Source organism: Streptosporangium sp. NPDC050148 (assembly GCF_055586505.1).
Genome location: NZ_JBVJIA010000018.1, coordinates 122,471 through 133,942, shown reverse-complemented (window position 1 = coordinate 133,942; position 11,472 = coordinate 122,471). Strand labels below are relative to the sequence as shown.

The window sequence follows — 11,472 nt, the reverse complement described above, 5'->3', positions numbered from 1 at the left end:
CCCCAAGCCCCCCCCCACCTCCCCTCCCACCCCCCCCCCCCCCCCCCCCCCCCCCCCCCCCCCCCCCCCCCCCCCCCCCCCCCCCCCCCCCCCCCCCCCGCCCCGGGCCCGTTCCCGTGCTCGCCCGGCGGCCACGTGCCGCGCGGGCCGGGCTCGAACGGTCAGCCGGTGTTCTTCCCCAGGTAGACGCGCAGGTGCCGGGCGGTGAGCGAGTCCCCCCGGGCGACGAGCTCGGCGGGCGTGCCGGTGAAGACCACCCGGCCGCCGTCCTGACCGGCCCTCGGACCCATGTCGATGATCCAGTCCGCGTGGGCCATCACGGCCTGGTGGTGCTCGATGACGACGACCGTGTTGCCGTCGTCGACGAGCCGGTCGAGCAGCGCAAGCAGCTGGTCCACGTCCGCCAGGTGCAGGCCGGTGGTGGGTTCGTCCAGCACGTACGTCGTGGCCCTGTCCGCCATCCGGATGGCCAGCTTGAGCCGCTGCCGCTCGCCACCGGACAGCGTGGTCAGCGGCTGGCCCAGGCCGAGGTAGCCCAGGCCCACGTCGGAGAGCCGGTCCAGGACGGCCCGCGCCGCGCCGGAGCCCGCACCCGCCCCGAAGAAGTCGCGCGCCTCGGTCACCGACATGGCCAGCACCTCGCTGATGTCCTTGCCGCGCAACCTGTGGGTCAGCACCTCGGGGGTGAACCTCCTGCCCTCGCACTCCTCGCACACCGACGCCACCCCGGCCATCATCGCCAGGTCGGTGTAGACCAGGCCGATGCCCTTGCAGTTGGGGCAGGCCCCCTCGGAGTTGGCGCTGAACAGGGCCGCCCGTACCCCGTTGGCCTTCGCGAAGGCGGTGCGGATCGGGTCCAGCAGCCCGGTGTAGGTGGCAGGATTGCTGCGCCGGGAGCCGCGGATCGGGCTCTGGTCGACCACGGCCACGTCCGGGCGTCGGGGGAGCGACCCGTGGATCAGCGAGCTCTTGCCCGAGCCCGCCACGCCGGTGACCACGGTCAGCACGCCGAGCGGGACGTCGACGTCCACCTTCCTGAGATTGTGCAGGTCGGCGCCCCTGATCGGCAGCCACTCGGCGGGCCGGCGCACCCGCTCGCGCAGCCGGGCCCGGTGGTCCAGGTGACGGCCGGTGAGGGAGCCCGAGCGCCGCAGGCCGGCCACGTCCCCGGTGTAGCAGATCCGTCCCCCGGACGTGCCCGCGCCCGGACCCAGGTCGACCACGTGGTCGGCGATCTCGATCGTCTCGGGCTTGTGCTCGACGACCAGGACCGTGTTGCCCTTGTCGCGCAGGCGCAGCAGCAGCCCGTTCATCCGCTCGATGTCGTGCGGGTGCAGGCCCACGGTGGGCTCGTCGAAGACGTAGGTGACGTCGGTCAGGCTGGAGCCGAGGTGGCGGACCATCTTCACCCGCTGGGCCTCGCCACCGGACAGGGTGGCGGACTCGCGGTCCAGGCTCAGGTAGCCCAGCCCGATCTCCACCAGCGAGTCCAGCGTGTTGCGCAGGGTGGCGATCAGCGGCCCCACCGACGCGTCCTCGATGCCCGCGACGAAGGCGGCCAGGTCGCTGATCTGCATGGCCGAGCACTCGGCGATGTTGCGGCCGTCGATCCTGGAGGCCAGCGCCGCGGGGTTGAGCCGGGTGCCGCCGCACGCGCGGCAGCCGGTGAAGGTCACGACCCGGTCGACGAACGCCCGGACGTGCGGCTGCAGCGACTCGCGGTCCTTGCCGAGGTAGGTCCGCCGGAGCTTGACCAGCAGTCCCTCGTAGGTGGTGTTCGTGGTCCCGATCTTGATCTTGGTGGCGGGCCTGTTCAGCAGGTCGTCCCACTGGGCCGGGGTGTAGTCCCTGAGCTTGACGTCGGGGTCGAAGAAGCCGGACAGGGCGGTGTTCTGCCAGTACCAGGAGCCCACGGTGAAGTTGGGCGCCGTGATCGCCCCCTCGTTGAGCGAGAGGCCGGTGTCGACGAAGGCGCCGACGTCGATGTCCGACACCCGGCCGAGCCCCTCGCACTCCGGGCACATGCCCTCGGCGCTGTTGAAGCTGAACGCGCTCGAGGTGCCGACGTGCGGGACGCCGATCCGGCTGAAGACGATCCGCAGCATGGTCTGGGCGTCGGTCGCCGTGCCGACCGTGGACCGGGAGTTGGCGCCCATCCGCTCCTGGTCGACGATGATCGCCGCGCTCAGGTTGCGCAGCGAGTCGACGTCGGGCCGGCCCAGGCTCGGCATGAACGACTGGACGAAGGCGGTGTAGGTCTCGTTGATCAGGCGCTGCGACTCCGCGGCGATCGTGCCGAAGACCAGCGAGGACTTCCCGGACCCGGAGACGCCGGTGAAGACGGTCAGGCGGCGCTTGGGGATGTCCAGGGAGACGTCGGCCAGGTTGTTCTCCCTGGCCCCGCGGACCTCGATCACGTCGTGACCGTCCGCGGCGCGGGCCCGCCACCGGGCGCGACCGCCGGGAGCCGGCCGGTCGGACGGGAATGCGAACCTTCTCATTGATATCCTTAGGGTGTAAGGAGATGGCCCGGACAAGTTAGTTTATGTCGTAAGGAGTTGCAAGTGACGGTCTTCGCCGGACAGGGTGACGCGCACCGCTCCATGGCCCTGCTCTGGCGCGTCACCGACCCCCCGCAGGCGCGTCCCGGGCCCAAACCCGCGCTGAGCGTGGAGTTGATCGTGGCGGCGGGCATCGCCGTCGCCGACGACGAGGGGATGGCCGCCCTGTCCATGCGCGCGGTGGGCGAGCGGCTCGGGCGCACCGCCATGGCCCTCTACACCTACGTCCCCAGCAAGAGCGAGCTGGTCGAGCTGATGTACGACCACGCGCTGGCCGAGCTGCCCACCGGCTACGACCTCACGGCGGGCTGGCGGGCGGCCGTGACCGCCTGGGCCGAGGACGTCTGGGAGTTCTACCTGCGGCACCCGTGGGTGCTGCAGGTCTCCCCGGCGCGCCCCGTGCTCGGCCCCAACGAGTACGTCATGCTGGAGACGGTGCTGCGCGCGCTCCGCGAGACCGGGCTGCCGGCCGGCGTGCTGCGCCGCGTCGTCGGCGCGCTGACGCACTTCGTGCGCGGGGCGGCGCAGACGATCGCGGAGACCCGGCGGGCCCCGGCCGAGACCGGGGTGTCCGACGACGAGTGGTGGTACGCCCGCTCGGCCCTGCTGCAGGAGGTCGCCCCCGACTTCGCCGACCGCTTCCCCGTCCTGACCTGGATGGAGGGCGAGGGAGCCTACCGCTCCGAGGACGAGACCGTCCCCTACCTGGAGCAGGAGGCCAGGGAGACCTTCGCGGCCGGGCTCGCCGTGTTCCTGGACGGGATCGAGGCGGCCGTGAGCCGGAACGGGTGACGTACCGGCCGGGAGTTCACCGCATCGTTCTGCGTGCCCCTCGTCTAATCGGCTCTTCCCAGGGCAGGAACCGTCCCATGAGAAAGTTCTTCAAGGTCGTGGTGGCACGCTGGCTGGCCCGTACGCCGTTGGGCCTGGCCGTCCTGGGAGTGGGCTGGCTGCTGGGCCGGCGCAAGCAGCGCGCCCAGGTCGAGCAGGGGCGCGGCGGCAGGCGCGCCTACGGTTCGCAGAAGACCAGGCCCCTGCCCCGCTCGGGCCGGCGCCGCTGAGAGGACCGGGCGTCCTCCGGGGCGTCCGGTCACGCGGCTCCGATCTCGCCGCCTCCGGTGTCGATCCGCGCGACGGCCGTTCGTGTAGGGGGTGAGACGCCGGCACCGGGCCGGCGGGACCCCTGAAGCGGAGAGACGATGAGCATCGTCGTGACGGTCAACAACATATCGCTCGACGGCGTGATGCAGGCCCCCGGCCGGGCCGACGAGGACCCGCGCGGCGGGTTCGAGCACGGCGGGTGGAGCCGGCCCTACAGCGACGAGGTCGCGGGCCGGGTGATGGGCGAGGGGATGAGCCGGACGCGGGCACTGGTGCTCGGCCGCAGGACCTACGAGGACTTCTTCGGCTTCTGGCCCAGGCAGCGGGACAACCCCTTCACCGAGGTACTCGCCGCCACGCCCAAGTACGTCGCGTCCAGGACACTGCGGGAGCCGCTGCCCTGGGCCAACTCCGTCCTCATGGCCGGTGACGCCGCGGACGAGGTGGCCCGCCTCAGGAAGGAGCCCGGGGGTGACCTGGTGGTGCTCGGCAGCGGAGACCTGCTCCGGTCGCTGATGCGGCGCGGGCTCGTCGACCGGTACGTCCTGCTGATCCACCCGCTGGTGCTGGGAGCCGGACGGCGCCTGTTCGCGGAGGACGGCGCCTTCGACGCCCTGCGGCTCGCCGACTCCGTGACCACGACCACCGGTGTGGTGATCGCGACCTACGAACCGGCCGGGTCCGCACCGGGCGCGTCCGGCCCGGTCTGACGCGTCGGCTTGATGCGCCCGGCGCGTTCCCCTTCGGCCTCCGAACGGCCCCACGACGTCACCGGTGCGGTGGCGCGACGTCACGGTGCGACGCCCGGGTGTCCGGACGTCCGGGCGCCGGGTGTCCACGCGTCCGGGTGTCCGGGTGTCCTGGTGTCCGGACGTCACGATGGCGCGGCGGCACGCGCCTTCGCCGCGGGCTCCGTACACTGCGCCAGGACGGGGGCGACCCCGCGGTGCCCCGCCCCCGACCGGCCCGCCTCTCGCGGGGCCGCGCGGGGGAGCGGTGCGTGAGGCGGCCATGGCGCCGGTGACGACGAGCGGAGAGCGTGCGATGACGGACAAGGCGATCGCGGACTTCTGGTTCGACCCCTCCTGCCCCTACACCTGGATCACCTCCCGGTGGCTGCTGGAGGCACGGAAGGTCCGTCCCGTCGAGGTGCGCTGGCACCTGATGAGCCTGTCGGTGCTCAACGAGGGCCGCGACGACGACCCCGAAGGGGACACCGAGGGCTACCTGTGGGTGCCGGTGCGGGTCTGCGCCGCCGTGCTGGAGCGGTACGGGCAGGAGGCCCTCGCGCGGTTCTACACCGCGATGTGGACCGCCGGGCGCGCGCACGGGCAGCAGTGGCCCGACTCCCTGCACGACGCGCTGACCGCCGCGGACCTGCCGCTCGACCTGGCCGAGGCCGGTGCGTCGACCGCCTACGACGAGGCGATACGCGCCTCGCACGCCGAGGGCATCGGCCTGATCGGCGAGCACGTGGGCACGCCGGTGGTGGCGGTCACCGGTGCGGACGGGGAGCGCGTCGTGTTCTTCGGTCCCGTGCTCTCGCAGGTCCCCACGGGGGAGCAGGCCGGCCGCCTGTGGGACGGGACGCTGCTGGTGGCCGGGACCCCCGCCTTCCACGAGCTCAAGGGCTCGCCGCACGCCACCCCCCGGCTCTGACCCGGATCGGGTAGTGTTGCCCCGTCCGCAGGACCTACCGAGGAGGTGAGACCCATTACCGCTGCATCAGGTCGGGTGCTCCCTTCTCGCATCCGCGCGGTCCGTCCGGCATAGGAGACCGAGGGAGCCCCGTGGGCTTCCCGAAAGGTTCTCCATGTCGCTTCTTCCGTCGCTTCTGTCCTTGCCCGTCGTCGTCTCCAGGCTCCGTGCCGCCGGCTGTGTCTTCGCCGAGGAGGAGGCGGAGCTGCTGCTGTCCACCGCCCGCACGCCCGCCGATCTCGCCGGGATGGTGGAGCGGCGGGCCGAGGGCCTGCCGCTGGAACACGTCCTGGGCTGGGCGGAGTTCTGCGGCACGCGGATGGCGGTGGATCCGGGGGTGTTCGTGCCGCGCCGCCGCACCGAGTTCCTGGTGCACCGGGCCGTCGCCCTGGCCCGCGGTGCCCTTCCCGCCCGTCCCGACCGTCCGGCCCTGCCGAGGGTGGTCGTCGACCTGTGCTGCGGCTCCGGTGCGGTGGGCGCCGCGCTGGTCGCGGCCCTGGACGACATCGAGCTGTACGCCGTGGACATCGATCCCGCCGCGGTGCGGTGCGCTCGCCGCAACGTGGGCGACGGCGGGCGGGTCTACGAGGGTGACCTGTACGAGCCGCTGCCCGCGGTGCTGCGCGGCCGGGTCGATCTTCTGGTGGCCAACGCGCCCTACGTGCCCACCGAGGCCATCGGGTCGCTGCCCGCCGAGGCCCGGGTGCACGAGCCGCTGGTGGCCCTCGACGGCGGCGAGGACGGCGTCGAGGTCCAGCGGAGGGTGACCGCCGGGGCGCCGCTCTGGCTGGCGCCGGACGGTCACCTGCTGGTCGAGACGAGCGAGCGGCAGGCGCCGCGGACCGTGGCGGCCTTCGCCCGGAACGGGCTGGAGGCGAAGGTGGCCCGTTCCGAGGAGCTGGACGCCACCGTCGTCATCGGCCGCCGTGGACCCGGCGGCCGGTGATCTCGTTGGCCGAGATCCGGACGTAGAGCGTCCGCTCCCCGCCGGCCCAGGGCTGTACGCCGGTGGCCTGTGCCGCGGCCAGCTCCTCGGGGTCGGAGACGTGGTGCACGCCACCGCGTACCAGCACGCTCCACCCCTCGCTGGCGGCGGCGTCGAGCTGGTCGACCTCAAAGGCGATCTTGAACTCGACGCCCTCCACGCCGGTCCGCAGGCCCGCGTCGAAGGGGCCGCCCACGGCGGTACGGAAGATCACCGTTTCCTCGTGCAGCACGTAGTTGACCGGGAGGATCACCGGTCCGCCCTGGTCGTCGAAGGCGACCCGGCCCACCCCGCCCGGGGCGATCAGCCGCAGGCACTCCTGCCGGTCGAGCGTCTCCAGTGCGCCGGGAACGCCCCCGTGCCCGTCGCCGGCCGCACCCTGCTCGCCCATACGCTCCTCCACGGTCGATCCCCTTCACTCCGGCCTCGCGAGGGAGACGTCCCCTCAGAGGAAACGTTACCGCCGGGCACGACCGGCCGAGCCGGGGACGACGGGGACACGACGGGGACACGACGGGGACACGACGGGGACGGGGCAGCGGGCACGGCGGGGCACGACGGGGCACGACGAGGCCTGCACCTTCCCGGCGGGCAGGTCACCGTCGAGGTGGAGACGGGTGTCGTGACGCTGGGCGGCGAGGTCGCCCGGCGCTCGCAGGTCGCGCCGCTGCTGGAGGCCGTCCGCGAGGTCGACGGGGTGGTGGACGTCAGGGGCGCCCCGGCCTTCCGGTCCGATGACCTGGCCCGCGTCCCGGCGCCGTACCTGTGAACCCCGGACGAGGTGGGCCGCGGTGCCGCCGGATGCCACACTTCCCCCTATGACGGAAAAGGAGTCGCGTTCCCTGATCCCGAACATGCGGTTGGACGAGCTGCTGTCAGAGCTGCAGGGGCGTCTGGAGGCGGTGCTGGCCACCCGGGACCGGGTGCACGCGCTGCTGGAGGCGGTCGTCTCGGTGGGCAGCGACCTCGACCTGGAGGTGGTGCTGCGCCGCATCGTGGAGACCGCCACCGAACTGGTCGACGCCACCTACGGAGCCCTGGGCGTGGTCGGGCAGGAGAGCACGCTGGTGCAGTTCGTCCCGGTGGGCCTGGACGAGGAGGAGATCGCCCGGATCGAGCACTGGCCGCACGGGCTGGGCCTGCTGGGGCTGCTGATCAAGGAACCGCAGACCCTGCGGCTGGCGCACATCACCGACCACCCGGCCTCCTACGGGTTCCCGCCCGGCCACCCGCCCATGGGGTCCTTCCTGGGGGTGCCGATCCGGGTGCGCGACGAGGTGTTCGGCAACCTGTACCTCACCGAGAAGCGCGGCGGCGGGGAGTTCGACGAGGAGGACGAGGCGATCGTGTCCGCGCTGGCCAGCGCGGCGGGCGTGGCCATCGAGAACGCGCGGCTGTACGAGGAGACCCGGCGGCGGGAGATGTGGCTGCAGGCGTCGGCCGAGGTCACGACCGGTCTGCTGTCGGGGGCCGAGCCGCACGAGGTGCTGACCCTGATGGCGAACCGGGCACGGGGCCTGGCCGGCGCCGACATCGCGATGATCATGCTCCCGGACCGGGACCGGAAGATCCTGCGGGTGGTGATCGCCGACGGTCCGGAGGCCGAGGAGGTCGAAGGGGCCGGCGGGGCCGAGGTGGACGTGGAGGGCTCGCTGGCCGGGCGGGCCCTGTCGAGCGGGGAACCCCTCATGGTCAGCGCCCTGTCCGAGGCGGGCCTGCCGGACGCGCTGTCCGACCGGCTGTCGGTGGGACCGGTGGCCGCGGTGCCGCTGGGGGCCACCGGTGCGGTACGCGGGGTGCTGACGCTGGGCAAGCGGCCGGGGCGCATCCCGTTCAACCCCACCGAGCTGCGCACCCTGCACTCCTTCGCCGGTCAGGCGGCGATCGCGCTTGAGCTGGCCGAGGCCCGCCAGGACGCCGAGCGGCTGGGCCTGCTGGAGGACCGCGACCGGATCGCCAAGGACCTGCACGACGTGGTCATCCAGCGCCTGTTCGCGGTGGCGATGACGCTGATGAGCATCGTGCGGTTCGTCGAGCACCCCGAGGCGTCCGACCGTCTCCAGCACGGGATCAACGAGCTGGACGAGACGATCCGGCAGATCCGCTCGACCATCTTCGCCCTGCAGACCCCTCGCCAGGCCGCCGATCCGAGCCTGCGCGCGTGGATCGTGGAGCTGGTGGAGGGCGCGCGCGGGCACCTGGGCTTCATGCCGGGCCTGCGGATGGAGGGCCAGCTCGACAACAAGGTCCCCGAACCGGTCGCCGAGCACCTGCTGGCCGTGCTGCGCGAGGCGCTGTCCAACATCGTGCGCCACGCCAGGGCGACCCGGGCCGACGTCTTCGCCGAGGCCGCCGACGACACCCTCACCCTCATCGTCACCGACGACGGGGTCGGGCTTCCCGGTCAGGGCAGGCGCAGCGGCCTGCGCAACATGAGCGACCGGGCCACGGCGCTGGGAGGCTCCTTCGAGGCGGGCGCGTCCGCGACCGGCGGGACCCGGCTGGTCTGGCGCGTACCGCTGCGCTGAGAACATGCCGCCCCCGGGTGGCCCCCGGAGCGGTCCCGCAGGTCAGCCGCGGTGCCCCGCCCGTCCCGGGGGGACCGGGCCGTCCGACGGGGCCCGGCCGGGCGGAACCGTGCCGGTGCCGGTGGTCACATCGGGATCGGTGCCGGTGGCCGCGTCGGTGCCGGTGCCGGCGTCGGCGGTACGGGTCCCCGCGGTGGCCGAGGCGACCCTGTGGCACGCACCGCGGCCGTCGGCGCGCAGCACGATCCGGCCGGCCTCGACGCGTACCGCGGACTCGGTCCCCTCGCCTGCGGCGGGCAGGCCGGCCGCGGCGGCGATCGCGCCCGACCCGTCGAGGACCACCCGCAGCCGCGGCCAGGCCGGGCGCGGGAACGCCTGGCGCAGGCAGCCGCAGAGGTCGGCGACGGCCAGCCGGGCCAGCGGGGCCAGCTCGTCGGAACCGCCGGTGACCACGACGGCGGTGATCGCGACCCCCGGCGGGGCCGCCCGTACGGCCTCCTCGACGGCCTCCAGCCGGTGCAGGCCGAGGATCGCCACCACGCCGTCGCCGGCGAGCGGCGCGGGCTCGCCGCGTACCGCGTCCGCCGCCTCGGGCGGTGACCAGGGCTCGTCGGCCGGTCGCGCCCGGGTGTTCCACGGGGTGGCGAACCGGCGGTCGTCGAGATCGAGTTCCGTCAGGTGCTCGCAGGCGCTGACGATGTTGAACGGCTCGGTGAAGCCGGGCGCGGCGGCGGCCATCAGGCTCGCCCCGTGCAGGGTGGTGAGCGCGGCCTCGGCCATCCACACCAGCCCTCCGGCGGACGGCGCGGACGGGCGCAGCCCCTCCAGGGCCAGCCCGAGCAGGATCGCGTCGAGTTTCATCAGCTGCGCGAACGGCAGCCGGAGCCGCTCGTCGGCGAGGATCTCGGGCATCAGCTCCATGCCGAGCCGGGCGAGACCGCGGGGCTCGTCGGTGGTGAGGGGGAGCCTGGCCAGCCAGGCGCGGGCCAGCGCGCCGAGGGCCTCGCGGGGGGTGAGGCCGGGTTCCTGGTGCGGCGGCTCGGGACCGCGCTCGGCAAGGTCGGCCAGGACCGTGAAGTACAGCGCCCGTTTGCCGGAGAAGTTCGAGTAGACCGCGCCCCGGGTGAGCTCGGCGCGCTCGGCGATGCCGTCGATCTTGGCGTCCCGGAAGCCGCGCTCGGCGAACTCCTCCCTGGCCGCGGCCAACACCCTGGCGCGGTTGTGCTCCTGCGACTGCGCCCTGCTGAGCCGGCCCATCGCCCTCCCGCCTCACGTTGCCGCCGATTCCGATCCAAGATACCGTCACCACTCAGATGATGAGATCATATGATGTGACCATCCGAAATCGGGAGGACGTATGACCGCAGCCGACCGGCACGTGGACCAGGCCCCGGATGGCCCGGGGATCCCAGAGATCCCGGAGATCCTGCTCACCGACCCGGAGGTGATGCGCGACCCCTTCGCCGTCTACGGCCGGGCGCGGGAGCGGTCACCGCTGGCGCGGCTGTCGGCACCGGGCTTCGGCCCCATGCTGGCCGTCACCCGCCACGAGGACGCCAGGACGATGCTGAGCGACCCGCGGTTCGAGATCACCGCCGGCAGCTTCATGCGGCCCGACGTCCCCGAGGACTGCGTGCCCTACATGCGGACCATGAGCGAGATGGACGGGACCGAGCACGGCCGGCTGCGCAGGCTGGTCTCGCCCGCGTTCAGCGCGCGCCGCGCCGAGCGGTTCCGGCCGAGGATCGAGCCGCTCGTCGCCCGCCTGCTCGACGCCCTGCCGGAACACGCCGAGAACGGCACGGTGGACCTGCTGCCGCACTTCGCCAGGCCGCTGCCGATGGACGTGATCTGTGAGCTGGTCGGCATCCCCGAGTCCGACCGCCCGCGCTGGCGCGCGTACGGCCTCACCGTGGCGTCGGTCATGGGTCCCGAGTTCACCGCGGCCGTTCCCGGCATCATCGAGGGCGCCAAGGCCGCGGTCGCGCTGCGGCGCGAGGAGCCCGGTGACGACCTGCTCTCCGACCTCGTCCGCGCCCAGACCGAGGACGGCGACCGGCTCGACGACGTCGAGCTCGTCACCCTGGTCTGGCACCTCGTCCTGGCCGGGCAGACGCCCGCCAACCTCATCGCCAACGCGGTGGAGTTCCTGCTCACCCACCCCGAACAGCTCGGCGCGCTCCGCGAGGACCCCTCCCTGATGCCCCGCGCCGTCGACGAGCTGACCCGCTGGTGCGGCCCGGTGCTGCTGTCGATCCCCCGCTACGCCACCGAGGACGTCGAGCTCTTCGGCACGCCGGTGCGCAGGGGCGAGCCCGTCACCGCCGTCATCGCCGCCGCCAACCGCGACCCGCGCGCGTTCGACGGCCCCGACCGGGTCGACCTCACCAGGCCCGCCGGGGCGCCCGGCCACCTCGGGTTCGCCCACGGCCCGCACTTCTGCCTGGGGGCCTCGCTGGCCCGGGTGCAGACCGAGGTCGCGATCACCGAACTGCTGCGCCGCTTCCCGGACCTGGCGTCCGTGCCGCCCCGGGAGGGGGCCGGGCGCGCCCTCGACCCGGGGACCTGGCGCCTGGTCTCGCTTCCCGTGACCCTGTGA

11 protein-coding genes are annotated in these 11,472 nt (G+C 73.5%); 8 read left to right on the top strand and 3 right to left on the bottom strand.

Annotated elements, in window-relative coordinates:
- Positions 1–161: 161 nt before the first annotated feature.
- Positions 162–2,501, bottom strand: a complete 2,340-nt coding sequence (locus ACZ6RT_RS21510) for an ATP-binding cassette domain-containing protein (protein WP_470155600.1) — start codon at positions 2,499–2,501, stop codon at positions 162–164.
- Positions 2,502–2,564: 63 nt separating this feature from the next.
- On the opposite strand from ACZ6RT_RS21510, the gene ACZ6RT_RS21505 reads away from it, so the two are divergent.
- The 5 genes from ACZ6RT_RS21505 (at position 2,565) to ACZ6RT_RS21485 (ending at position 6,306) form a co-directional block, all read left to right on the top strand.
- Complete coding sequence (locus tag ACZ6RT_RS21505; RefSeq protein WP_399195009.1) at positions 2,565–3,353, top strand: TetR/AcrR family transcriptional regulator; 789 nt, start codon at positions 2,565–2,567, stop codon at positions 3,351–3,353.
- Between the two features lie 77 nt (positions 3,354–3,430).
- Positions 3,431–3,622 carry a DUF6203 family protein gene (locus ACZ6RT_RS21500; RefSeq protein WP_344897129.1) on the top strand — a complete coding sequence of 64 codons (192 nt, stop codon included), beginning with the start codon at positions 3,431–3,433 and terminating at the stop codon, positions 3,620–3,622.
- 138 nt (positions 3,623–3,760) lie between these two features.
- Positions 3,761–4,372, top strand: a complete 612-nt coding sequence (locus ACZ6RT_RS21495) for a dihydrofolate reductase family protein (RefSeq protein ID WP_470155597.1) — start codon at positions 3,761–3,763, stop codon at positions 4,370–4,372.
- Positions 4,373–4,706: 334 nt separating this feature from the next.
- Entirely contained in the window at positions 4,707–5,321 is a 615-nt protein-coding gene (locus ACZ6RT_RS21490) for a mycothiol-dependent nitroreductase Rv2466c family protein (protein WP_470155596.1), read from the top strand.
- Positions 5,322–5,475: 154 nt separating this feature from the next.
- Positions 5,476–6,306, top strand: a complete 831-nt coding sequence (locus ACZ6RT_RS21485; protein ID WP_399195015.1) for a putative protein N(5)-glutamine methyltransferase — start codon at positions 5,476–5,478, stop codon at positions 6,304–6,306.
- On the opposite strand, the gene ACZ6RT_RS21480 is transcribed toward ACZ6RT_RS21485, so the two are convergent.
- Entirely contained in the window at positions 6,275–6,748 is a 474-nt protein-coding gene (locus tag ACZ6RT_RS21480) for a pyridoxamine 5'-phosphate oxidase family protein (RefSeq protein WP_399195017.1), read from the bottom strand. The two genes, ACZ6RT_RS21485 and ACZ6RT_RS21480, sit on opposite strands and share 32 nt — an antisense overlap.
- A 204-nt stretch (positions 6,749–6,952) precedes the next feature.
- Between ACZ6RT_RS21480 and ACZ6RT_RS21475 the strand changes: the two genes are divergently transcribed.
- Positions 6,953–7,114 carry a hypothetical protein gene (locus tag ACZ6RT_RS21475; RefSeq protein WP_470155593.1) on the top strand — a complete coding sequence of 54 codons (162 nt, stop codon included), beginning with the start codon at positions 6,953–6,955 and terminating at the stop codon, positions 7,112–7,114.
- A 49-nt stretch (positions 7,115–7,163) separates the two neighbouring features.
- The gene (locus ACZ6RT_RS21470; protein WP_470155592.1) at positions 7,164–8,873 is read left to right on the top strand and encodes a sensor histidine kinase; all 1,710 of its coding nucleotides are present in this window, start codon (positions 7,164–7,166) and stop codon (positions 8,871–8,873) included.
- A gap of 42 nt (positions 8,874–8,915) precedes the next feature.
- Here ACZ6RT_RS21470 and ACZ6RT_RS21465 read toward each other — a convergent pair whose 3' ends face one another.
- Positions 8,916–10,130, bottom strand: coding sequence for a TetR/AcrR family transcriptional regulator (locus tag ACZ6RT_RS21465; protein WP_470155590.1), 1,215 nt, complete (start codon positions 10,128–10,130; stop codon positions 8,916–8,918).
- Positions 10,131–10,230: 100 nt separating this feature from the next.
- Between ACZ6RT_RS21465 and ACZ6RT_RS21460 the strand changes: the two genes are divergently transcribed.
- Complete coding sequence (locus ACZ6RT_RS21460; protein ID WP_470155588.1) at positions 10,231–11,472, top strand: cytochrome P450 family protein; 1,242 nt, start codon at positions 10,231–10,233, stop codon at positions 11,470–11,472.